The sequence below is a fragment of the Deefgea chitinilytica genome (assembly GCF_016881405.1).
Classification (GTDB): domain Bacteria; phylum Pseudomonadota; class Gammaproteobacteria; order Burkholderiales; family Chitinibacteraceae; genus Deefgea; species Deefgea chitinilytica.
The window spans coordinates 624,663-646,300 of record NZ_WOFE01000001.1 but is presented as its reverse complement, the minus strand read 5'-3'; the positions used below and the strand labels follow the sequence as shown (position 1 = coordinate 646,300).

Genomic DNA, 21,638 nt, shown 5'->3' with positions numbered 1-21,638 from the left:
GTCAATCGCTTATTCGTTTGTTGTTAGTGGCACGGCTTGGTAATTCCAGCCATCTCGCGCATCAAGCAGGCGGTATGAGTAGGATTCAGCAATAAATTCACCCGGAAAAAACACCAGTAAACGTCCAGGAATATGGTCTTTTAAACCCTCGACAATCGTGGATGCCCGGCACAGACCAAACAAACTGCCGACCCCCATAATTGCCACAACCATGTTACTGCTTACTTTTGCATCGATTTCGGTGCGCAACTTGGTTATTAGCGCTTCATAGAATCCATCTAATTCACCAAGGTGGTAACCCGCCAAATCATCAGGACACTCAAAATAGCTCTCACGGTATTCTTGCTGCGCCATCCATTCTGGGAACGCATTGGTAACATCAAGCAATAACCATTCATGCCCTGTTTCATGAGTGGCAAGCTCAAAGGCATCGATATGCGCACGCATTCGCAGTTCATCTGTTTTGTCGTAGACGGCAAAAATCACGCGCTGTACTGCCGCTAGGCCAGCCGCCCAAGGAATGCCAATATGGCTTTGATATTTGCTTACTAGCCGAGCTACTTTACTCATGACGCCAGCCTTCTTCTTCAGATGTTAAATATTCAGGGAACCGTACTTCCAATAGCCCGCCTGCATTCATAAATACAATCAAACCCCGATTGGCCGCGCCAACCGCTAGATCATTCAACTGGTCTTGATTTTTACCGAGCAAGGCAACCCAATGGCTCAAAAACAAGCGCTGTGCTGTGGCCCCTTCCAGATAGGCAAGGAATAGGCAAAAGGTCAGATTTGCCACACCAACGGCGGGTTCTGATCGATATTTTTTAGCTTTGCCGATGAGATAACCTGCACGCGTCCAGCTGCCATTGATATTTTGCGCAATGGACTTCAAAGAGGCAGGGCTATAACGCCCTTCTTCGGTTGCTGCCAAAATGGTTTCAATTTCTTCTCGAACGACAGCATCACCTAATTTCTTTTCTTGAATAAACTCGGTGCTTAATCGCAAGATGGGGTCACGAGCAAGGGCAATAGTGAGTGCCAAAACTGGCCGAGCATCAGGATAGCCATCCCATAATTTGCGGAATATACGAAACACCGCGAATTCAGGATTGAGTCCATACAAGTCAACCAAATGCCGATACGTTAGCTGCCTGGATTTAACCGTGCTTTTTGCTAGGCCATTTTGTTCCACAACAAATGCTTGGTAGTCGCCTGGCGTTGAGTCGGCTGAGCAATAGTCAAACAATATTTCCAGCTCATCGAGCATGATTGTTCTTGCTGAGTGCGCGCCGTTTTTACCAAATTTGAAGCCAAATTTAGTGAGTTGGTATTGATTCATGCTGCAGTGCCTTGTTTCAAATAGCTGGCGATCAGCGATGAACTTTCTACGCCATTGAGGATTTCTGAATTACTGAGCCACAAGTGATATTGCTGCGATGGTTGCGAGTGATCATGGGAGCAATCAACTCGCCAGCTCTGTAATGCGTATCCTGCCAATGCTGCGCGGACATTGATATTGAGCTTAGCGTTTTGCATTTCATAATCTGCTTCAATCGCAATCGGATTTTTCAGATTTGGATGTGGCACTAAAACCAAATTAATCACTTGGTTCCATTGATTGTCATTTGCCAAAAGCTCATGCTCTGCTGGCGATTGAGATGCAGGCTCGATATGCTTCAGCCGATTAACGACAAAATCTCCAAAACGACCATTCTTGCGGTCATAGCAACGCACATGCCAGCGCACCGCGTTATCGACAAGGGCAACAGGAACGATCTCACGCACTGAAGCACCTGAGTTCAAAGATAAATACGTGACTTTCAGTGCTTCTCTTTGATGGATGGCACGTGAGAGAACCGCTAATTTTTCAATATTCGGGGGAGAAAGTGCCAGTGCGGCATCAGCATGAACGGGCAAGCTTGCAACATGACTAATGCCATCGCCAATACCCTGCCTTAACCAAGCTAGAGCTCGTTCGGGCTGAATTGGTAGTAAAGGTTTAAAGCTGTCAGAGAACTGATAAATCTTCGCACGTGGGTTGTAACTGATATTGGCAGGGGCTAGCTCGCGGTAACAGGATATATCGCGTGTCGCGGCTGCGGCTGCGATACCAAACCGCTCTTCTAGGTCGGCGCGCCGAAGCTCACCAACAAAAATCAGTCGGTAGTCGATGAAGCTCAAGCGCTCAAGTTGCCCCTGAGAAAGCGTGCCCAAAGGGCTTAGCTCGAAAGAGTCTTGTGACATAAGTGCACGAAAACTTAAGACAGAAGTAAACAAAAGTCAGTGTACCGCAGTTACGAACAAATTGTCATCATAATGATGACAATTTGTTCGTCCTAGCTAAACTCAGAACCTTATCTACCTTAGCAATCCAACTAAGGTTCCTGCTTTTCAAGTTGGATACATATGCCCCAAGAATGATTCATGGAATAGGTGACTGACCTCCGGTCAAAAATTCGTGTCGGATTGCACAAATTGTGCACGCATAATGTAGTGGTCAACTAATTTTGGCCACATCGTTATAGCCAAGCCAATAATTACGCTCGGCCTCGTTGGGCGCCAACCCACCGTTATGGTGGTGTGGCCTCAGCTGGCTGTAGTAGCCCAGCATGTAATCCAGTATTTCCCGCTCAGCTTGCACAAATGAGCTGTAACCAACCTCAGGAACCCATTCCGTTTTCAAGCTTCGGAAGAAGCGCTCCATAGGACTGTTGTCCCAGCAATTACCTCGCCGGCTCATGCTTTGCTGAATTTGGTATCGCCATAATAATTGCCTGAACTTGACGCTGGTGTAATGGCTACCTTGGTCAGAATGGAACATCAATCCTCTAGGTTGACCTCTGCTTTCAAACGCATGACTGAGTGCCTTGCAGGTTAAATCACTGTCCGGCGAGAGTGACATTGCCCAGCCAATGGGTTTTCTGGCGAACAAATCCATCACAACAGCCAGATACGCCCACCGATTGCTAACCCAGATATAGGTCACATCACCGCACCACACTTGATTGGGTTTTGCTACGGCAAACTGTCGTGCCAACAAATTCGGTACTTCAATGTGCTCACGCCCCGTCTTTTTGTACGCATGACTAGGCTGCTGGCAACTGGTAAATCCAAGCTTCTTCATGCACTTGGCCGCCAGATAACGACTCATCTGGACACCTTGTGTACTGGCCATAGTGGCAATACTGCGCGAGCCTGCAGAGCCATTGCTGGCGTTAAACAACTCACGTACTTTGCTTAAGCGCTGAACCTGCTCTGGCCTAATTGGCTTGTGGCGTTTCCAGGCTTTAAAGCTACTGCGATGGACTTCAAACGTACGGCACAACTGTGCCACAGCGTAGCTCTGCTTGAGCTGAGCAATTATCGTGAATTGTTCAGCGAGTCCGACATCAAGAGAGCGGTAGCCTTTTTTAATATTTCCTTCTCAAGCTCGACCTGCTTCAGGCGCTTTTCTAATTCACGGATTCTGAGTTGGTCAGGCGTCATTGGTGTCGCCTTGGGTGCCATACCAGCGCGTTCTTCGCGTAATTGCCGAACCCATTTATCCATGGTCGATTTACCCACGTTCATTGCTTGGGCGGCTTGTCGAACGGAATAGCCTTTGTCGAGCACGAGCTGCGCGCATTCTAGGCGAAATTCAGGCGTGAATGTGGGTCTGGTTTTGTTGTTCATTGAGTCACCTAATTGCTTACGAGGTGCAGCATAACACCTCTAATTAGGTGGCCAAATTCAGTGTGCCACTACAATTAAATATACTTGGACCTTCGTATTTCCTGCCAGCATCGACTGACCTTTCATATCATATAATTTAAATACCGAGCGGATTCTAAATCCATAGCCCCTTACAACGCTGGGATAGCAGCAAGCACATATCAATCATACTGCGTCCAGATATTGTGTCGCAATCGAGAATACGCAGGACCAAGTGACTTAACCCTGCTGCAATCCGCTTGATCGATATCTATTTAGTTGCTTCGCTCTGGGCAATTGACCTTTTTACCGGTAACTGCACTAATGCAGAGAATCTCGCTGTCCTCCGCTGTTATATCAAAGACATGGATTTTCCCGCCAACAAATGAGTAATCAGGAAAAGAGCCAGCAAAATACTGATCTTGTATTTTTTTTGATGGCGTTATATCACGACCATTTAGATCAAAAAGCTTAAATAACTTGCCCTTTTGGAAGAGCTTGTCGTCGTTTTTAGAGTCTGCCGACATCGTTATCAGCTTGAAACCATTGGAGTTCAAGCATCGAACTTGCTCAGAGAAATCGCCCTTTTCACAGAACTTGCTATAGTTACCGACATCAGCGCTCACAAGATTAGTGAACAACAAGGCTGGAACCAAAGTCAAAATCTTACGAATAACCATTGATCTACTTCCAAAATAATTAATTTTTATGGTACTGACAACTAAGAGCGGATGCAAATAAGCGCTATGCCGTGTCGTAATCTGCATAATAAGTACGCATTCCAGATAGTTTAATGCAGGATACAGCACGTCGACATGAATCAAATCCTCACTGAACCCGCCTATAATTACCCCCAAGCCGTTGTTTTTGATGTATTTGGCACTCTTTTGGAAATAGGCAAGCAGCATCATCCATATTTATCTCTGATGAAGTATTTGAGAGCTCATGGGCGCCCACCCCAAACGGATGATTCACGCTTCATATTAACGTTTGACGGAAGCATCGCTGAGCTAGCGGCTCACTTTGATGCGACCGTCCCTGCTGATCAGCTGGCAGAATACGATACCGCCTTAGAAGCAGACTTAAACAACATCAGCTGCTTTAGCGACGTTGCCGCGACTTTTACAGCTCTTCGCTTGCGGGGTTGCCGTATCGCAATCTGCTCAAATCTTGCCCAGCCTTACGGGAGCAAGGTGATGGAGTTGCTACCAAGCGCGGACGTTTATGCAATGAGCTACGAGCTTGGATGCATCAAACCCGAGCCCCAAATTTACCAATACGTATTAGACAAGCTAAACCTGCCTGCCAATGAATGCATTTTTATTGGGGACTCTGAGTATGCCGATCAGGATGGTCCCATAGCGATGGGCATGGATGGACGATTGGTATCTCGGCAGCGAGGCCAGAAACTCATGGATGCACTAGCCGATATTTTGGTGTAACTCATCGTTATCAGCTTGGCTAGATGCACATAAATTTTGTTTAAATCCCCCCAGCGCACCACTACCATCGCGCTTACATTTTAGCTCGAGGATACCCAAAAGATTTCTCTCTGGAACACCGGCGCGCCGCCTGCTTTGGGTTCAGCCACAAAATAATAGCCATAGTGTCAAGAATCAAAATACACATCACTTTCTAAAATTGTTAAACTCAAAATGGATAAATAGGGTATGGACAAACTTCAAGCGATCGTCCATACGAAAACGCATCGGAGATGGACAAACAGAAAATAACAAGAGCATTGATTTAAAAAGACTATTTCATGTCCACATCTAAAGAACTTGCTAGTAAATTAGCGCATCTAAAAGAAAAAGACCATAACAAAGCTTTTTATCAGCTTTGCCAGCATATAGAGCCTAACTACATTCAACTAGAGTTCGATCTAAGGCTTTATCTAACGCATCAAGAATTAACAGACTGCTAAAAATCACTTTATTTTTTGCGCCGCTTCCATTAATTCTTCGATCGAAATACCGGCATCTTTTAACTGCAATTGCAACCCTTCACATAGTTCACGCTTTTTTCTTTGCCTTGCAATGCGTTCGCTATTTGCACGCTCTTGCTCTTGCTTCAAAAGATGCCAAGTTTCAGTATTAAATAAATCTGCTGCTGAATTCAATTTTTCAACGCTCTCCAAAAAGAAGATTAATAGCCACGTTTCTGTTTACGGCGTTTCACTTTAGCATTCGGCATATTCAGCTCAACCGATCTTGCGGCTTTTACTTCTGCTGTTGCTGCAGCCCCAGTACCGCTCTTACTTTTTTTACCAAATAAATTTGAGATACTCTTGATTAAATTCATATTACACTCAACAAAACCTAGTTAATTAAATACTTAACAACCGAATTAACGGCAGTTCTTCTCAATAAATGCAGTTCTCTCAACAATTTCTTGCTCACGCTGCTTTGCAGGCAAAAATTCGACTTTGCCTTGGTCGTTGCTCACTTGCTTGAACAAATTAGCATTTTTCAAAAAAGAAAGGCGCTTTTCTGCTGCGGCACAAGCAGCTTCATCACGAGGCGGTTTAGTGGGGGGAGCAGAGGGCTGAACTTGTGCCTGCACCGACGATGCTTGCGATGCAGCAGCACGGGCAGACACAGTAGTCACTCGACTTTCATTTAAATTCATGCGCTGCGCTTTACCTTGCGAGGCAGGTGGCGGCTGATCCGAAAATTGTACCCGCCCCGATGAATCAATCCATTTATACACTTCAGCTTGTGCACCAAACGCCAAAAAACACAGCAATATAGTCAGGCTACGCATCATCTACTCCACCCAATTAATTCAATATTCCGATCACTTAGTATATGCAAACTTCAACCCGCTTTGAAGCTTAACTTATTGCGCTAATAACGCTTGCACATAGCGACGAACACCGTCTTGTACCGTTAAAAATTTCTCGCTGTACCCAGCTTCGCGCAGCAAAGTTAAATCTGCCTCCGTAAAGCACTGATACTTGCCTTTGAGTGCATCAGGGAATTCAATATATTCCAAAATACCTTCTGCCAGCATTTCATCAAGCGATAAAGTCGCTAAACCCGCAGCCTCACGGCAGGTATTGACCGCAGTGATCGCAATATCATTGAATGGCTGCGAATGCCCCGTACCCACATTGTAAATACCACAGACTTCTGGATTATCTAAAAACCAAAGATTCACTTTCACGACATCTTCAACCGAAACGAAGTCACGAGTATGACCACCTGCTGGATAGCCACCATACTCGCCAAACAACTTCACCTTACCCGTTGCTTGGTATTGATTGAAATGATGGAAGGCAACCGAGGCCATGCGTTCTTTATGCCATTCACGCGGACCATACACATTAAAATAGCGAAAGCCTGCTACTTGCGCTGTAATTTCGCCATTGGCGATTCGGGTACGCAAAACTTGATCAAACAATAGCTTTGAATAGCCGTACACATTCAACGGCTGCTCACAATCAGGAGACTCAATAAAGCCATTCTCGCCATTGCCGTAGGTCGCAGCAGATGAGGCGTACAAGAACTGCACTTCCTCCGCTTGGCACCATTCAAACAAGGTCAGCGTATATTGATAGTTGTTATCCATCATATACTTGCCGTTGTGCTCCATCGTATCTGAGCACGCGCCTTGGTGAATGATGGCGCTAATCGCACCATCAAAGGCTCCCGCAGCAAGCTCTTCGATAAAATCCGTTTTATCTAAATAATGCGCGATTTTTAAATCGGCTAAATTGCGAAATTGATCGCCTTTGCTTAAATCATCAACGGCCAGAATATCGGTTTCACCGCGCTCATTGAGCGCTTTGATAATATTTGAGCCAATAAAACCAGCAGCACCCGTAACTACAATAGTCATACTCAAACCTCGTTGCGATTAGTGTTGAATGCGATGGCATAGCGCCAAGAATAACCAAGCGCCGTGTGGCATCCATTGCTCAGTCCAACGCCAGCTATTGGCCATCGTCGCCACCTCAGCCGTTTTAAAATCGATATCGTCTTCATCGTCAAAGCCACTGGTAATACCGTTGCAAACCCCACCTGGCGCATTATAAAAGCCAGGTTCATAACGCGGGTTGTTACGGCCCCAACCTTGCAACATGCACGCATCATAAGGGTTAGCACCCAAAATCCAATCGAGTGATGCTTGCTCGTAGCGCGCAAGGTCTGCCACGAACTTTGCGTCATCAGCAAACAAATGACGAGCCTGCGCGGCAGCAGCCACAATCGAACCTAAGCGCGCATTTTCACCTTGCCACCAATAGCCCGATTCATTTTGATGCGGAATAAAGAACTGGGTATTACCAGCTAAGCCATTATGCTTAACGTATTGACGCGGATACCCAAAAGGATTATTTACATCAGCAAATGTAATTTTCAATTCAAACTGATATGCCTTACGTAATGCGGTACGAATTGCGCCTACCAGATTGGACTCTGGCCACACCTCAATAAAACGCATCAGCGAAATGTAAAGCAAACCCGCTTCGGCGGCATGAAAATAACTACGCTCACCTTTATCGTCGGCGCGGAACCAACCTTCTGCATCTTGCCGAGCCAAGATATTGTTGACGCGAACTTCAGCTGCCGTAGCATAAACGGCGTCTTCGCTAACATTCAATAATTCAATCGCCGCCAACAAAGCGCAATAGTCATCAATAATGTTTTCGGTTTGATCACCAAGGTACTCAATATTGTGTTGCTCTAAATGGGCAAAACCACGACTTGCTGCGAGTAGATAATCAGCGCGAGTAAAACCTTCGCCATCACGCGATAATTGCGAAGCACGAGCTAATGCAGCAATCGCCATCCCACCGCCCTGACGATATGCGGCTTGATACGTAGCGTATTTATCGCCTTTTTGCGTTTTGTATTCGCAAATATCACGGCGATTCTCGTCTTTACTCCATTGATCAAATACAGTCATATAGAAATAGCCGGCAGGGTCTTGCATCCGCACCAAGAAATCCGCGCCATGCAGGGCTTCATCAATCATCCGCTCGTCAAACCACTTTAATTGCTGCGGCAAGCGTGAATGCCCATCAATCAAATTCCACACCACTTGTGGTGTTTGTTGCGGATTCATGTATTGCGAAAATGCCAGATGCGATAAATATTTTGAGCAATCGCCCGATGCATCGTACCAGCCACCACTGACATCGCGACGCTCATCCGAATTCCATTTCGGACGCGATAAATCTGCGATGTTATAAATACCAGTACAACGTTGACCTTTAATGTAATGCACGATATCGGACAGCATTTGCCCAGCAAATAAATCATCGCCAATCGCAAAACGATGAGAAACCAATGGTGGATGCATCTCATCGATCACAATGAAATATTCGCCAACTTGAGTGAACTCGCTGAAGTCAGCAGCCCAAAAATGCCAATTCTTCCATTTAGCAACCATGCCGCGGGCATGAATTGCGCCACGAAACACCGCATGTCGGGTATTCGCATCAAATACAGTGAAGGTTTTGCCTTCGAGCTGATCTACTGGCGCCTCAATCAGCGCTACTTTATTCGCTGATGGCGCAAAACCAATGTGGTTAAATAAGAAATTCACTAGACTATCCTTAGGCGAAATTTAATTTATTCTTAATATTTATTCGATTGCAACCAATTACGCACAGCACCAATCATGCCGGCATGATTACCAGCACTTGCGAGCACGATGTCAGTCATACCTTGAAAATCAGGCAATAATTCAGCATTAATTGCCATATTTAATTCACGCAAAAAAGCAGTACCGCGCGCACTAATGCCGCCACCAATCACAACCCGTTCGGGATTAAATGCGTAAATTAAATTTGCAATCCCTGTTGCCAATAATTTAAACCAATCTTTAACAACCGCACTAACTACTGGATCTTGTGCATCATAGGCAGCAAACACCTCACGACCATTGGCAAATTGATTTTGCATTTTTACATTCGCCGCCGCCAATAAACCGCGCATTGATGCATGATCTTCCCAAATCACACCGGCGATCTTCATATAACCCCATTCGCCAGCCGCTGCGCGCGAACCTCGGTAAATTTGATGATTTAACACAATCCCACCACCGATGCCCGTGCCAATAGCAATGGCAATATAATGCGCAGCCCCCTGTGCCGCACCTAACCATCCTTCAGCCAAGGCCACACAGTTAACATCATTATCAATACTCACAGGCAAGCCAAATTCTTTTTCTAAGGCGGCCTTCGGTGAAGTACCTGCATAGCCTTCCACAGCCTCTGCTGCGCCTAAAATCAGGCCACTATAGGCATCAACGAGACCAAAAGTACTAATCGCAATACCCGCAATCACATGCTGAGACATCATCGTACGGGTTAATTCGCGTAGGAGCTCAATCACAGCCTCACCACCTGCGTACTTTGGGGTATCTACGACAGTTGCTGATAAAACCTCGCCCGCATTGCTCACAATTCCGTACTTAATTTGTGTGCCGCCAATATCAAAGGCTAATAAATTCATACCCTACCCCAATCAATTTCTTTTTTACCTTGCTGCAACAAATAGGTATTTGCCGCCGAAAAATGACCACAACCAATAAATCCACGATAGGCGGACAACGGTGATGGATGTACCGAGTGCAACACGCAGTGCTGAGTACCAATCAGGGGCACTTTCTTTTGTGCATGCGCACCCCATAACATAAACACCAGCCCAGATTGAGATTGTGAAAGATGCAAAATAATGGCATCCGTCAACACTTCCCAGCCTTTTTTAGCGTGAGAAGCTGCTTTATCAGCCTCAACCGTGAGCGACGTATTGAGCAATAATACGCCTTGCTCGGCCCATCCTGTTAGATTGCCATGCTGCGGGGGATTAATACCTAAATCTCGCGCAAGTTCTTGCCAAATATTTCGTAAAGAGGGAGGAATTTTTACGCCATCAGGCACAGAAAATGATAAGCCATTAGCTTCACCAACCCCATGATAAGGGTCTTGCCCCAAAATCACGACTTTGACTTGTTCAGGCGCAACCAACTCTAACGCTCGAAACCAATACTCTTGCGGGGGATAGATCCGCTTGCCGGCATGAAACTCATGCTGCAAAAAATCAGCCAACTGCATGAGGGCATGACTTTGACATACCTCACTCAACGGCGCCTGCCATGCCATCGGAATACTTGACCACCAACTCATGGTTTCCGCTCACGAAGTTGATGAATATGCCGCCGATGGTAACGGAAAATTGTTTTTTCAAAACTATCTTGCAATATTGGACTCATAGTCTGCCACGCAGCAGTCACCTCAAAACCGGCTTCGCTTGCCATACACGACACTATTTTGGCAGGAAACTGCAATAAAAAAGGAAACTGCGCGGACAAACAAAATGCCACAACGCCCTCTTGCGCAATCGGCAATCGATGCGGCGACTGCCAAATGACGTGCTCCAAACCAAAGACTGCCGAAGTCTGCGTTGGTAGAGCTTGATTCAACGAGCGCGCCAACCAAAGCAGCATCAAATCAGTTTTGGCATTCTGTGAATGCGGTAGATCATCGACATAATCGTGAACTTGCTCAAAATCAGCGAGTACGTGCAAATAACGGCTCATTTCCCAGTCATTCGCAAGCGCAACACCTTGCTGCCAAGCGAATGGGATTGTATCGCGAAAGAAAGCAGGCCCATCAATTTTTGCGAGCGTCATTGTTCAATTTAAGAATTTCAATAATGTGACGATTATAACGTGTGACAAAAAAATAAATCTAAATCAAAGCAAATCGATGCTGCTTTTTCTATGCTGAACTCACTCGGCAATTCAATTCAAATCGGAGTTCTGTGATGCACCCTACCAGCCGCGCTTTAATCATCTCTTTATCTCTAATGGCCGCGACCAGCTTCACTATCGCGAGCGAAAAATCCCACAGCAAAAAAACCGCTCATGATCCAAGTCATTGGAGTTATGAAGGAGAAACAGGGCCGAGTAATTGGGGCTCAATGAAGGCGGAATTCGGCTTATGCAGCACAGGCAAACAACAATCACCAGTCAACATTACCGAAGCCTACGCTCAAGATTTAGACCCATTGCAATTTCAATATCAAGAATCTAAAACCAGCATTCAAAACAACGGGCACACCATTCAGCTCAATTACGACCCAGGCAGCTACCTCATCGTTGGCACAGACCGCTATCAATTACTACAATTTCATTTCCACACGCCCAGCGAAGAAGCCATTGGCGGACAGCGTTACCCAATGGTCGCTCATTTAGTACATAAAAATGACGCCGGACAATTAGCCGTGGTCGCCTTATTAATCAATCAAGGCAGTAGCGACAACGAAATCATCCAAAAATTCTGGGAAAAAATGCCAAGCAATCACAATGAAACGCGAGGATATGATCAAATCAAATATAACGTTAGCGATTTATTACCTAATAACCGTAGTTACTGGACACTCATGGGCTCCCTCACTACCCCACCTTGCAGCGAAGGGGTACGCTGGCTCATCCTCAAAAACCCACTGCAGATTTCTGCCAAACAGATCGCTCGCTTCAAGAAAGAATTTCCAATGAATGCCCGCCCGATCCAGTCCCTACAACAACGTGCAGTACTGGATAGCAACTAACCGTATTCGTCTGTAGTCATTGAAAAACAAGAATTACAGACAAATACCTACATCATCCTCTGTCGTTTTATTTCATACAGACAAATAGCAGCGGCATGGCCTACGTTCAAAGACTCAATCCCTTCGGTCATTGGAATTTTGATACGTAGGCTTGCCTTTGCCGCCAGCGCTGCAGAAACCCCCGCGCCCTCCGAGCCCATGACTAAAGCGAGCGAAGCTGCAAACTGTGCCGCATATAAATCAACAGCACCATCTAAAATCGTGGCTGCCACCTCCCCCTCAAATTGATCGGCAAAAGCGACTAAGTCAACACGCTCGACAATCGGCATCACCATTTGCGCCCCCATTCCGGCACGTAGCACTTTAGGCGACCAGACGTCCGCGCAATCGACAGACAAGAGCACCTGTTCAACACCCGCAGCTTGAGCGGTACGCAAAATAGCCCCGACATTGCCAGGATCTTGCACGCCATCGAGTAACAAAACCAAGCCACTGTGTTTTGGAGGATTCGGCTCAGGGATATCAATCAGCGCAAGCACACCGCTGGCACTAGTCAACTCCGACAACTGAGCATATAAAGCTGGCGATAAATAGCTAATTGGGCACTGACTGCGGGCCAGTAAAGACTGAATTTCATCACGATAAACGCTATCCTCCCCCACAAACAAACGAACTGGCTGCCGCCCAGCATCAAGCCATGCGGCCAATAAATGACTGCCATCTAGCACTGTTTGTTTGGTTTTGATTCGTTCACGACGATTTTGAAGTAACTTGAATGCCTGCTTAAAACCGGCATTTTGAGTAGAGGTGATAATTTCCATTGATGTCACACTGAAGTTCGACGTGCATTGTGCGCTAATGCTTTACTTGCCAAAAGACATATCTGTTTAAAATGCTGATAGTGAAATTCACTCACCTCACCCGATAAGCCGCAATCTGCATAAATCAGGCCGACGGGTTTGTCGCCAACAAAAATCGACATAGCGCAAAAGCTTTTCGCCCCAATTTGTTCAACCAACTCAACGGGTAAATGTGGCGCAAACTGCGCATAATTTGCAGCATTCAACCAAAAGCTCTGTGGCTTTTGCAACAATTTGGTTAAAACATGCTGCTTCTCGAGCGAAATTTTTAGCGTTTGCAAAGAATCCGTCGGTGCAACGCCCTGTACATACCGTGCACGCAAAGCATTTTCAGCAGCCATCAACAAAGTAAAGGCAATTCGCTGCATTGCCAGCCCCTCAGACAAAGCACGCACGGCGAGTGTCATCACTTGATTTGTCGGAGCCCCTTGTATACCAGCCAAATGCAATGCCTGCATCCGTTCTGCAAGCACATCTTTCACAATCACATTAGCGTCAAACTGCGAACTAGCTTTAGCAATAGTGGGTTTAGGCCATTCACCTGGCAACATCGCAAGCCAACGCGCTGGAGAATACAGCTGATTGCTACGGCCTTCTTTTCTGGTGAACGCAAGCAACTGCTTCGTGAGGAAAGACCAAACTTCTTCAAACGGCAAATTAAGCACCGCAGCTGTTGTCGTTAGCTTCTGTTGCACATCATCTTGCCACCACCCCTTTGCCAGCAAACGCGCCAAAGGCACCACCGCATGTTGCAACACGCTGCGGGTTGAAGGTTCCGCATCTGTGCGCACCAATGCCTGAATCGGCTCTGGAATTTGCCACAAAGACAATAACTCCGGTACATCAGCAGCGACTTGCGGGGCTTTCTCCTCCAAAAAAGGAGATACAATCAACAATAAATCTGCAATATGACTCAGCATTGCAGCCGCTTGAATTTCACCCAATTTAGCGTCAAATCGTTTGTTAGCGTAAAAACTCGCTAAACGACGAGCCAATCTAGCTTCAAAGACTAAGCGTAACAAATTGCCATATTCATGTTGGTGTGCAGGCAGCATTAAGCTCTCAACCGTTTGGGCGCGAGCAAATCGTTCCAAAAACGGTGCAACACCAATTAACATAATCGCCGCTTCAATCGCAACGACATCAGATGACAAGCTAGTACGTTCACGCTGATTAATCATGCGCAAAATTTGTGCGGTCAGCAAAGGATCGCGCGCCACGACATCCGCAACCTCTGCAGGCCGGATGATTTCGGCACGTCGCATCATCCCCATCAGCTGATTACGAGACTCCTGCAAGATAGGAATTGCGCGTCGCTCCCAAAACTGGAGCCAAGCATGATGAGCAGTTGATTTTACATTCGCCATAACAGAAGCTTGCCGCTTTTCCAGTCGTTCAATTCAATCACTTGATCCGGAGCAACCCCAGGAACAACGAAAGTATTACTAATAAAAAGACTACCTGGCCTCATTTGAGAGCGAACTTGTGACCAGATATCAGACATAACCACTGGTGACAAAAAAGCATAAATGCAGTCATAGTTTGCAAAATCGATTGTTTGATAATCCTTGTGCAGCCAGCGAACTGAAGCAGGTAGCCTGAGTTTACCCCACAGCCATGGAATACTCGCGTGCTCTACTCCGGACAAAGACAAATCTGCCCTTGCTGCCGCTAAGTAGCGCAAAACCTTCCCAGTACCTGCGCCAACATCTAGAAATTGTACGCCGTGAGGAATACTCTCTGCCAATTGGAATAGCGCCTTCTGATTGCTGAGATACAAAGGAACACGCGAAACCATGACTTTGCCAAAAATCAACCAAGACAAAACAAGGATTAGCAAATACCAATTAGGTGAAATATCAAACTGCAAGAAAAATACAACTAATGGCATAAAAGCCAAGTGTATCCATCTCCACCATGCTCCGTCATGTAAATAAACAGCCAAAAGAAATGCGCCAAATGCAACAATTGAGACAGCAATCAATCCATTTAAAAATGAATTAAAAACAAACAATGCCAACAGGGAAGCAAAAGAAATAACACCAAAAATCAGCCACTGTGGCATAGTACTGAAAACACGCATCACTGTGTTGGCTGCTGAATTGGATTAACAAAACCATCAGCAGGCCCAGTTACCGAAAGTCCTTCAGTCTGCCCTGCCAGCTTGCGAATATCAGACTCCGCCTCTTTATTCAATACAACAATACTAATTCTGCGGTTAATCGGGTTATAAACATTGTTTTTATCCAATGGAATTACATCACCGAAACCGTTAACACGAAGTACTTTTCCAGGAACAAAACCACCAAGGATTAATTCTCTTCTTAATGAGTTAGCCCGCTCAGAAGATAATTCCCAATTAGTAAATCCCGCTGCACCGCCAGCAAATTGAGTGCCATCGGTATGACCTGCCAATGAAACAGCATTAGGTACTTCATTTAATAATTGAGCTATTTCTTGTAAAACAGCATGGGCATGGTTTTCTAATTCAGAACTACCAGACTTAAACATGGGGCGATTCTGCTCATCCACAATTTGAATCCGCAACCCCTCAGCTACCATATCTAATTTAATTTGCTCTTTGTACTGCCCTAATTTTGAATTATCACGAATTTTATCATTCATTAACGCTTCAAATTTTTGCTTTAATTCGCTTAATCTTTTTTTATCTTGAGCCGCTTCGGTTTGAACTGGAGGATCGCCTTTTTTGACTTGTCCCGCTTGCTTAGTAATATCATTACCTCCCCCCTGAATGACTGAATTAGAATCACCAGAGCCAGAACCGCCAGCATTTGCAACTTTAAGCGGATTATTAAAAAAATCAGAGATACCTTTTAAATTACCTTTAGAGACTGAGCCCAATAGCCACATCAGTAAGAAAAAAGCCATCATCGCCGTCACAAAATCCGCATAGGCGATTTTCCAAGCGCCACCATGGTGACCATGGCCGCCTTTTTTTATTTTTTTGACTACAATTGGTCTTTGAGAATCATCGCTCATTTTGATTTAGCCTATTCTTCAAAAAATCTACTTACCTTTGGCATTTTTTACAAATTCTTCTAATTCTTTAAACGAAGGTCGCTCTGAGGAATCTAAGGCCTTACGTCCGAATTCAACGGCAACTTGAGGCGCATAGCCATTAAGACTAGCAATTAATGTGACTTTAATCGTCAAAAAAACTTGATGACCTTCCGCCATTTTGGTCTCTAATACGTTCGCTAATGGTCCAATAAAACCATAAGCCAACCAAATCCCCATAAAAGTACCAACCAGTGCGGCGCCAATTAATTTACCGAGTTCGGAAGGAGGTAAATGCAATGAACCCATCACGTGAACCACCCCCATTACCGCAGCAACAATACCAAATGCAGGCAAGCCGTCACCTAATTTCGCCATCATGCCCGCTGCAATATGCGCCTCATTGTGATGAGCTTCAATTTCAATATCCATTAAATTTTCTATTTCAAAAGCATTCAAATTACCGCCTACCATTAAGCGCAGATAGTCGCAAATAAAATCGGTAATATGATGATCGTGGGAGATTTTAGGATACTTTGAGAAAATTGGACTAGCATGTGGATCTTCCACATCCCCCTCAATTGACATCAAGCCTTCTTTGCGCACTTTTGCCAATAATTCAAACAAACATGCAAACAAATCCATATAGAAAGCTTTATTGAATGCAGATGCTTTGAAGATTGCCGGTAATGCTTTACCAAATAACTTCAAGCTTTTTGGACTCGCCCCTGCAATCATGCCACCGATCGCACCACCAAAAATAATAATAATTTCTGAAGGCTGCCAAAAAACGGCTAAATGCCCACCATGCCAGACATATGCGCCTAAAATACAGACGCACATAAAGATGTAGCCAATTATTACAAACATAAGCTAGCTTCCTAGTTAGCGGTCTTACATCAATAAATTAAATATAGATAATTTCTACATCATAGAAGCAGCGTAGCTGCGTCACAAGCTATTCAAACAATCGACGTTGTGCAAATGCAGCACGAACCGGTGCAAAAGACACTCTATGCTCGGGTATCGGCCCAAACTCCTTAAGCGCCTTCAGATGCAGAGCTGTACCATACCCTTTGTGCTGATCAAAACCATACTCCGGATAGCGCAAATTCAGTGCATATGCCTCAGCATCTCGATTCACCTTCGCCAGAATAGATGCGGCAGAAATACACTGTTCCGTTGCATCACCCTTGATAATTGCGCGGCATGGAATATCAATCACAGGGGTACGATTACCATCAATTAAAATTTCATCTGGCCTAATTGCCAGCAAAGAAATCGCTCTCGACATCGCCAACATCGTGGCTTGCAAAATATTCAATTGATCAATTTCATCTGCAGTTGCGAATGCAACCGACCAAGCAATAGATTGCGACATAATTTGTTCAGCAAGCTCATTACGTCGCTTTTCAGATATTTTTTTGGAATCCGCTAAACCAATAATGGTGTGATCACTTGGTAGTACAACTGCGGCAGCAAAAACAGAACCAACTAAAGGGCCTCTACCCGCCTCATCGACGCCGCAAATTAACATACTAGAGCTTTCTTAATTAGTTTAGTGACAGCTTCAGCCGCACGTTCAGCACCATCACATTGTAAACTTCGATGATGCTCTTCAAACACCCCAGATAAATTGGCCGATAGTGCCTTATCAGCCAAATAATTACTTAGTGCTAAAGCTAAATTTTCCGGCGTAGCCTCATCTTGCAAAAACTCTGGAACGATAAATCTGCCTGCAATAATGTTTGGCAAACTAACATACGGCAGCAAAAATTTCCGTTTTACCATTCTGTAGGTAAATGGACTAATCTTATATGCAACTACAACAGGTTTTTTTGCCAGCATCGCTTCTAAAGCAGCCGTTCCAGAAGCTAATAGAACCGCGTCCGATGCCGTCATCGCTTCGTGAGCATGGCCAAACATTAAACGCCAATTTAAATGTTGCGCATTAAGACGCCAAATTTCATTCTCAAAAATATTGCGCGTTTCTCTACTAATAAATGGAATGAGTAAAACAATTTTTGAATATTGTTGCGCAAGTAATAATGCAGTTTTAATGAAAATTTCTGCCATTACCAATACTTCACGCTGGCGACTTCCTGGCAACATCGCAACCACGACCTCTTTGCTAGAAAGATTTAAAATCTCTCGAACTTGAATTTGGTTGACTGTGACGGGCATTAAATCAGCCAAAGGATGACCAACATAAGTTGCCGGTATACCTTGCTCTTGGTAAATTTTTTCTTCGAACGGGAGAATCAATAATATGTGTGAAACCGCTTTCCGAATTTGCTTTATTCGTTCAGGACGCCAAGCCCAGATCGAAGGGCTAACATAATGTAAAGTCGGAATACCTATGCGTTTTATACGTTTTGCCAAACCGATATTGAAATCTGGCGCATCAATCGTAATTAACAAATCAGGGCGTTCACTGCTAATTGCTTTAACTAAGCGTTTTCTTAACTTTAGCAATTTTGGTAGATGCTTGACGACTTCAACAATGCCACCGACAGCCAGCGTCTCCATCGGTTCAATAGTGCGAGCACCTGCTGCTAGCATTTTATGCCCCGCTACGCCTGAAAATTGAGCATTAGGAAACCGCTGCAGTAATGCTTGAATTAACGCCGCCCCTAATAAATCTCCAGACGCTTCACCGGCAATAATCGCAATTTTTGGGCCATTGTCATGACCATCAATAAACAACTGATCATTCATAAACTTTATCGAACTATTCCACGTTTTGAATGATCAAAAAAATCTACAAAAGCTTGTAGAATCGGCTGATTTTGTGATTGCTCACGAATAGATTGAACCGCAATATCGTACGAAACCCCTTCACGGTATAAGGTTTTGTATGCTTTTTTAACAGAAGCAATCTCTTCAGTAGTAAAGCCGCGACGCTTTAATCCTTCGATATTAATGCTTCTGGCTGTCGCCCGATTCCCTTCGCACATAACAAATGGTGGCAAATCTTGCACAATAATAGAACCACCACCTGCCATGGCATGCTCACCAATCACACAAAATTGATGTACTGCAGTCAAGCCACCTAAAATTGCATAATTACCCACCACAACATGCCCAGCCAATGTTGCGTTATTCGCAAGAATCACATGGTTACCAACAACACAATCGTGCGCGATATGGGCATAGGCCATGACCCAGCAGTCATTACCAATACTTGTTTCACCCCGATCTTGTGATGTGCCCACAGAAATCGTCACATTTTGAAAAAATGTATTGCCATCGCCAATCAATAAGCGAGTGGGCTCACCTGCATACTTTTTATCTTGAGGAACACAACCTACCGAGCAAAAAGAATGAAAGACATTATTTTTACCAATCTGCGTCTGCCCCTCAATAACGCAATGCGACTCTATCACCGTACCAGATGCGATTGTTACATCAGGTCCAATCATTGAATACGCCCCCACTTTGACATTTTCTGCTAACGTAGCACGTGGATCAATCAGGGCTGTAGGATGAATAGTTGGCATTAAATTGATCTATAAAATTAGAGAACTTCACGCTGGGCGCACATCAAATCAGCTTCACAAGCTAATTCATCGCCCACATAAGCTTGAGCAATATATTTCCAAATTCCACGTTTCGAGGCAATAATTTCAGCCTTTAAAATTAATTGGTCACCAGGCACAACTTGGCGCTTAAAGCGAGCATTATCAATACCAGCATAAAATAAAATTGTATTCTCTGATGGTGCAGGAACAATACTTTTAAACGTTAAAATACCTGCAGCCTGAGCCAAAGCTTCTAAAATTAACACACCAGGCATTACAGGATATTTAGGAAAATGACCTTGAAAAAAAGGCTCATTCATCGATACATTCTTAAGTGCCACAACTGACTTATTCGGTTCCAGCTCTAAAACACGATCAACTAGCAAAAACGGATAGCGATGTGGTAGATGCTGCATTATTTCATTAATATCAATCTGTTGCATTTTCCTCTCCTGACTGCTGCAAGTCATTAATTCGGCAGCTTTTTTCTAATTTCTTTATTCGTTTAGCCATTTCATCTAAACGACGATATTGCAAACCACTACGTGCCCAAACAGCATAAGGCATCGTTGGCACTCCACTCGCATAGACGCCAGGCTCAGTCAAAGAAGCGGGAGTACCCGAACCAGATAACAAAGTAACGCCACTCGCAATTTCAATATGCCCAGCAATTAAAACTCCACCGCCAATTAGGCAGTTAGCACCAACCGTAGTAGACCCCGCAATACCAGAACATGCGGCAATCGCAGTATGTGCGCCGACTTTTACGTTATGTGCAATTTGAATTAAATTATCTAGACGAACCCCATCCGAAATTACTGTGTCATCCAACGCGCCACGGTCTATCGTTGTATTGGCTCCTATTTCAACATTCGACCCTATAATCACTTTACCAATTTGCGGAATTTTCTCCCACGCCTTCCCATTCCAAGCATTGCCAAAGCCATCAGAACCGACCACAGCGCCACTATGTATTTCTGTCGAATCACCAATCAAACAATCGGAATAAACAACTACTCTTGGGTGAACCCAGCAATTTTTTCCTATATGAACATTTGCCCCAATATAGCAATGGGAATCAATTATTGTATTTGCACCAATATGGGCGCCAGATTCAATCGTAACGAACGAGCCAATTTCAGCAGAACTATCGATCACCACATCATTTGCAATCACCGCTGTTGAATGGATACTAGCTGATGATTTTTTTACCGGAAATAATAACTTTAATACTCGAGCCACAAAAAGCTGAGGATCTTTAATTACAATCTGTGGTAATTGATATTCTGCAGAAAACTGCTTCACAACCAAAGCCGAAGCTCGACATGTCGCAACCTTTTCTGCGTATTTTACTCCGGTATAAAAAGATAAATCCCCAGCTTGCGCAGACTCTAAAGATGCGACATTGCTAATTTCAACATCTAATCCGAAAAGTTCACCACCAAACTCTTCTATTAACTGAGACAGTTTGTAAGCTTTTTTATGACGAGTCATCATTTATCAGCCAATAGCTTAAGTACTTTCTCTGTCACATCAATTTTTGGATTACGGTATACCGCATCTTGAATCACAATATCCAATTTATCAGTTTCAGCAACAGAGCGAATCGCAAAATTAACGCGCTCCTGCAAGCCAGCCATTTCTTCATTGCGGCGTGCATTTAAATCTTCATTAATTTCACGCTGCATACGTTGGAAATCTTGATTTAATTTAACCAACTCACGTTCTTTAACCCTACGATCAGCTTCAGTCAAAGTATTTTTATCAAGCAGTTGCTGCAAGCTTTTTCCTTGTGCCGAAAAACGTTGTAACTCTAATCTCTTAGGTTCGAATTCTTTTTCCAATTTCTTCGAGGCACGTACAGCAGGGGCGGCTTCACGCAAGATTCTTTGAATATCGACCACTGCAATCTTAGTATCAGCAAAAACAACAGTTGATATGAAAGCAAATAGAACTGGAAAGAAATAAAAAGTCTTCATTTTTCAACT

Annotated in this window: 26 protein-coding genes; 2 read left to right on the top strand and 24 right to left on the bottom strand. The window is 44.5% G+C overall.

Annotation, left to right across the window (positions count from 1 at the left end):
* Nucleotides 1-9: 9 nt before the first annotated feature.
* The 5 genes from GM173_RS02980 to GM173_RS02960 form a co-directional block, all read right to left on the bottom strand.
* Nucleotides 10-570, bottom strand: a complete 561-nt coding sequence (locus GM173_RS02980) for a BREX protein BrxB domain-containing protein (protein WP_203569834.1) — start codon at nucleotides 568-570, stop codon at nucleotides 10-12.
* Complete coding sequence (locus tag GM173_RS02975) at nucleotides 563-1,339, bottom strand: hypothetical protein (RefSeq protein ID WP_203569833.1); 777 nt, start codon at nucleotides 1,337-1,339, stop codon at nucleotides 563-565. Before GM173_RS02975 ends, GM173_RS02980 begins: the two co-directional genes overlap by 8 nt.
* The gene (locus tag GM173_RS02970) at nucleotides 1,336-2,244 is read right to left on the bottom strand and encodes a WYL domain-containing transcriptional regulator (protein ID WP_203569832.1); all 909 of its coding nucleotides are present in this window, start codon (nucleotides 2,242-2,244) and stop codon (nucleotides 1,336-1,338) included. Before GM173_RS02970 ends, GM173_RS02975 begins: the two co-directional genes overlap by 4 nt.
* Nucleotides 2,245-2,497: 253 nt before the next feature.
* A protein-coding gene (locus tag GM173_RS02965) for an IS3 family transposase (protein WP_373309326.1) occupies nucleotides 2,498-3,672 on the bottom strand; the annotation gives its coding sequence in 2 pieces (ribosomal slippage) (nucleotides 2,498-3,405 and nucleotides 3,405-3,672; 1,176 coding nt in all).
* Nucleotides 3,673-3,965: 293 nt separating this feature from the next.
* A complete protein-coding gene (locus GM173_RS02960; RefSeq protein WP_203569830.1) occupies nucleotides 3,966-4,370 on the bottom strand; it encodes a hypothetical protein in 405 nt (134 codons plus the stop codon).
* Between the two features lie 135 nt (nucleotides 4,371-4,505).
* On the opposite strand from GM173_RS02960, the gene GM173_RS02955 reads away from it, so the two are divergent.
* Nucleotides 4,506-5,132 (top strand): HAD family hydrolase, encoded by a 627-nt coding sequence (locus tag GM173_RS02955; RefSeq protein WP_203569829.1) that lies wholly within the window; start codon nucleotides 4,506-4,508, stop codon nucleotides 5,130-5,132.
* Nucleotides 5,133-5,617: 485 nt separating this feature from the next.
* On the opposite strand, the gene GM173_RS02945 is transcribed toward GM173_RS02955, so the two are convergent.
* The 8 genes from GM173_RS02945 to GM173_RS02910 all read right to left on the bottom strand — a co-directional run bounded on the left by GM173_RS02945 (nucleotide 5,618) and on the right by GM173_RS02910 (nucleotide 11,331).
* Nucleotides 5,618-5,809, bottom strand: a complete 192-nt coding sequence (locus GM173_RS02945; RefSeq protein WP_203569827.1) for a hypothetical protein — start codon at nucleotides 5,807-5,809, stop codon at nucleotides 5,618-5,620.
* Between the two features lie 26 nt (nucleotides 5,810-5,835).
* Nucleotides 5,836-5,991 (bottom strand): hypothetical protein, encoded by a 156-nt coding sequence (locus GM173_RS02940; protein WP_203569826.1) that lies wholly within the window; start codon nucleotides 5,989-5,991, stop codon nucleotides 5,836-5,838.
* Between the two features lie 45 nt (nucleotides 5,992-6,036).
* Entirely contained in the window at nucleotides 6,037-6,453 is a 417-nt protein-coding gene (locus GM173_RS02935) for a DUF4124 domain-containing protein (protein WP_203569825.1), read from the bottom strand.
* Between the two features lie 75 nt (nucleotides 6,454-6,528).
* A complete protein-coding gene (gene rfaD / locus GM173_RS02930; RefSeq protein ID WP_203569824.1) occupies nucleotides 6,529-7,530 on the bottom strand; it encodes an ADP-glyceromanno-heptose 6-epimerase in 1,002 nt (333 codons plus the stop codon).
* Between the two features lie 18 nt (nucleotides 7,531-7,548).
* A complete protein-coding gene (locus tag GM173_RS02925) occupies nucleotides 7,549-9,240 on the bottom strand; it encodes a glycoside hydrolase family 9 protein (RefSeq protein ID WP_203569823.1) in 1,692 nt (563 codons plus the stop codon).
* A 32-nt stretch (nucleotides 9,241-9,272) separates the two neighbouring features.
* Nucleotides 9,273-10,151 (bottom strand): ROK family protein, encoded by an 879-nt coding sequence (locus GM173_RS02920; RefSeq protein ID WP_203569822.1) that lies wholly within the window; start codon nucleotides 10,149-10,151, stop codon nucleotides 9,273-9,275.
* On the bottom strand, nucleotides 10,148-10,825 hold the full coding sequence (locus tag GM173_RS02915) for a uracil-DNA glycosylase (RefSeq protein WP_203569821.1): 678 nt from the start codon (nucleotides 10,823-10,825) through the stop codon (nucleotides 10,148-10,150). Before GM173_RS02915 ends, GM173_RS02920 begins: the two co-directional genes overlap by 4 nt.
* On the bottom strand, nucleotides 10,822-11,331 hold the full coding sequence (locus GM173_RS02910; protein ID WP_203569820.1) for a PilZ domain-containing protein: 510 nt from the start codon (nucleotides 11,329-11,331) through the stop codon (nucleotides 10,822-10,824). The genes GM173_RS02915 and GM173_RS02910 overlap by 4 nt, the downstream gene beginning before the upstream one ends.
* A gap of 134 nt (nucleotides 11,332-11,465) precedes the next feature.
* Here GM173_RS02910 and GM173_RS02905 point away from each other — a divergent pair, with 134 nt between their 5' ends.
* Nucleotides 11,466-12,251 carry a carbonic anhydrase gene (locus tag GM173_RS02905; RefSeq protein WP_203569819.1) on the top strand — a complete coding sequence of 262 codons (786 nt, stop codon included), beginning with the start codon at nucleotides 11,466-11,468 and terminating at the stop codon, nucleotides 12,249-12,251.
* A 47-nt stretch (nucleotides 12,252-12,298) separates the two neighbouring features.
* On the opposite strand, the gene GM173_RS02900 is transcribed toward GM173_RS02905, so the two are convergent.
* The 11 genes from GM173_RS02900 to GM173_RS02850 form a co-directional block, all read right to left on the bottom strand.
* Nucleotides 12,299-13,072 (bottom strand): TrmH family RNA methyltransferase, encoded by a 774-nt coding sequence (locus GM173_RS02900; RefSeq protein ID WP_203569818.1) that lies wholly within the window; start codon nucleotides 13,070-13,072, stop codon nucleotides 12,299-12,301.
* A 5-nt stretch (nucleotides 13,073-13,077) separates the two neighbouring features.
* Nucleotides 13,078-14,478 (bottom strand): HDOD domain-containing protein, encoded by a 1,401-nt coding sequence (locus tag GM173_RS02895; protein ID WP_203569817.1) that lies wholly within the window; start codon nucleotides 14,476-14,478, stop codon nucleotides 13,078-13,080.
* On the bottom strand, nucleotides 14,466-15,194 hold the full coding sequence (locus GM173_RS02890) for a class I SAM-dependent methyltransferase (RefSeq protein ID WP_203569816.1): 729 nt from the start codon (nucleotides 15,192-15,194) through the stop codon (nucleotides 14,466-14,468). Before GM173_RS02890 ends, GM173_RS02895 begins: the two co-directional genes overlap by 13 nt.
* Nucleotides 15,194-16,111, bottom strand: a complete 918-nt coding sequence (gene motB, locus GM173_RS02885; protein WP_203569815.1) for a flagellar motor protein MotB — start codon at nucleotides 16,109-16,111, stop codon at nucleotides 15,194-15,196. Before motB ends, GM173_RS02890 begins: the two co-directional genes overlap by 1 nt.
* 27 nt (nucleotides 16,112-16,138) lie before the next feature.
* Complete coding sequence (motA, locus tag GM173_RS02880) at nucleotides 16,139-16,999, bottom strand: flagellar motor stator protein MotA (RefSeq protein WP_203569814.1); 861 nt, start codon at nucleotides 16,997-16,999, stop codon at nucleotides 16,139-16,141.
* An 88-nt stretch (nucleotides 17,000-17,087) separates the two neighbouring features.
* The gene (rnhB, locus tag GM173_RS02875) at nucleotides 17,088-17,666 is read right to left on the bottom strand and encodes a ribonuclease HII (protein WP_203569813.1); all 579 of its coding nucleotides are present in this window, start codon (nucleotides 17,664-17,666) and stop codon (nucleotides 17,088-17,090) included.
* Complete coding sequence (lpxB, locus tag GM173_RS02870) at nucleotides 17,660-18,847, bottom strand: lipid-A-disaccharide synthase (protein ID WP_203569812.1); 1,188 nt, start codon at nucleotides 18,845-18,847, stop codon at nucleotides 17,660-17,662. Before lpxB ends, rnhB begins: the two co-directional genes overlap by 7 nt.
* A 5-nt stretch (nucleotides 18,848-18,852) precedes the next feature.
* A complete protein-coding gene (lpxA, locus tag GM173_RS02865) occupies nucleotides 18,853-19,629 on the bottom strand; it encodes an acyl-ACP--UDP-N-acetylglucosamine O-acyltransferase (protein ID WP_203569811.1) in 777 nt (258 codons plus the stop codon).
* 17 nt (nucleotides 19,630-19,646) lie between these two features.
* Nucleotides 19,647-20,093 carry a 3-hydroxyacyl-ACP dehydratase FabZ gene (fabZ, locus tag GM173_RS02860; protein WP_203569810.1) on the bottom strand — a complete coding sequence of 149 codons (447 nt, stop codon included), beginning with the start codon at nucleotides 20,091-20,093 and terminating at the stop codon, nucleotides 19,647-19,649.
* Nucleotides 20,080-21,147 (bottom strand): UDP-3-O-(3-hydroxymyristoyl)glucosamine N-acyltransferase, encoded by a 1,068-nt coding sequence (gene lpxD, locus GM173_RS02855; protein WP_203569809.1) that lies wholly within the window; start codon nucleotides 21,145-21,147, stop codon nucleotides 20,080-20,082. Before lpxD ends, fabZ begins: the two co-directional genes overlap by 14 nt.
* On the bottom strand, nucleotides 21,144-21,629 hold the full coding sequence (locus tag GM173_RS02850) for an OmpH/Skp family outer membrane protein (RefSeq protein ID WP_203569808.1): 486 nt from the start codon (nucleotides 21,627-21,629) through the stop codon (nucleotides 21,144-21,146). Before GM173_RS02850 ends, lpxD begins: the two co-directional genes overlap by 4 nt.
* Between the last annotated feature and the right edge of the window lie 9 nt (nucleotides 21,630-21,638).

What these genes read in the sequence shown, in the direction of transcription:
- GM173_RS02980 (WP_203569834.1), bottom strand. Translation starts at nt 570, where the DNA reads ATGAGTAAAGTAGCTCGGCTAGTAAGCAAATATCAAAGCCATATTGGC.
- GM173_RS02975 (WP_203569833.1), bottom strand. Translation starts at nt 1,339, where the DNA reads ATGAATCAATACCAACTCACTAAATTTGGCTTCAAATTTGGTAAAAAC.
- GM173_RS02970 (WP_203569832.1), bottom strand. Translation starts at nt 2,244, where the DNA reads ATGTCACAAGACTCTTTCGAGCTAAGCCCTTTGGGCACGCTTTCTCAG.
- GM173_RS02960 (WP_203569830.1), bottom strand. Translation starts at nt 4,370, where the DNA reads ATGGTTATTCGTAAGATTTTGACTTTGGTTCCAGCCTTGTTGTTCACT.
- GM173_RS02955 (WP_203569829.1), top strand. Translation starts at nt 4,506, where the DNA reads ATGAATCAAATCCTCACTGAACCCGCCTATAATTACCCCCAAGCCGTT.
- GM173_RS02940 (WP_203569826.1), bottom strand. Translation starts at nt 5,991, where the DNA reads ATGAATTTAATCAAGAGTATCTCAAATTTATTTGGTAAAAAAAGTAAG.
- GM173_RS02935 (WP_203569825.1), bottom strand. Translation starts at nt 6,453, where the DNA reads ATGCGTAGCCTGACTATATTGCTGTGTTTTTTGGCGTTTGGTGCACAA.
- rfaD (WP_203569824.1), bottom strand. Translation starts at nt 7,530, where the DNA reads ATGACTATTGTAGTTACGGGTGCTGCTGGTTTTATTGGCTCAAATATT.
- GM173_RS02920 (WP_203569822.1), bottom strand. Translation starts at nt 10,151, where the DNA reads ATGAATTTATTAGCCTTTGATATTGGCGGCACACAAATTAAGTACGGA.
- GM173_RS02915 (WP_203569821.1), bottom strand. Translation starts at nt 10,825, where the DNA reads ATGAGTTGGTGGTCAAGTATTCCGATGGCATGGCAGGCGCCGTTGAGT.
- GM173_RS02910 (WP_203569820.1), bottom strand. Translation starts at nt 11,331, where the DNA reads ATGACGCTCGCAAAAATTGATGGGCCTGCTTTCTTTCGCGATACAATC.
- GM173_RS02905 (WP_203569819.1), top strand. Translation starts at nt 11,466, where the DNA reads ATGCACCCTACCAGCCGCGCTTTAATCATCTCTTTATCTCTAATGGCC.
- GM173_RS02900 (WP_203569818.1), bottom strand. Translation starts at nt 13,072, where the DNA reads ATGGAAATTATCACCTCTACTCAAAATGCCGGTTTTAAGCAGGCATTC.
- GM173_RS02895 (WP_203569817.1), bottom strand. Translation starts at nt 14,478, where the DNA reads ATGGCGAATGTAAAATCAACTGCTCATCATGCTTGGCTCCAGTTTTGG.
- GM173_RS02890 (WP_203569816.1), bottom strand. Translation starts at nt 15,194, where the DNA reads ATGCGTGTTTTCAGTACTATGCCACAGTGGCTGATTTTTGGTGTTATT.
- motB (WP_203569815.1), bottom strand. Translation starts at nt 16,111, where the DNA reads ATGAGCGATGATTCTCAAAGACCAATTGTAGTCAAAAAAATAAAAAAA.
- motA (WP_203569814.1), bottom strand. Translation starts at nt 16,999, where the DNA reads ATGTTTGTAATAATTGGCTACATCTTTATGTGCGTCTGTATTTTAGGC.
- rnhB (WP_203569813.1), bottom strand. Translation starts at nt 17,666, where the DNA reads ATGTTAATTTGCGGCGTCGATGAGGCGGGTAGAGGCCCTTTAGTTGGT.
- lpxB (WP_203569812.1), bottom strand. Translation starts at nt 18,847, where the DNA reads ATGAATGATCAGTTGTTTATTGATGGTCATGACAATGGCCCAAAAATT.
- lpxA (WP_203569811.1), bottom strand. Translation starts at nt 19,629, where the DNA reads ATGCCAACTATTCATCCTACAGCCCTGATTGATCCACGTGCTACGTTA.
- fabZ (WP_203569810.1), bottom strand. Translation starts at nt 20,093, where the DNA reads ATGCAACAGATTGATATTAATGAAATAATGCAGCATCTACCACATCGC.
- lpxD (WP_203569809.1), bottom strand. Translation starts at nt 21,147, where the DNA reads ATGATGACTCGTCATAAAAAAGCTTACAAACTGTCTCAGTTAATAGAA.
- GM173_RS02850 (WP_203569808.1), bottom strand. Translation starts at nt 21,629, where the DNA reads ATGAAGACTTTTTATTTCTTTCCAGTTCTATTTGCTTTCATATCAACT.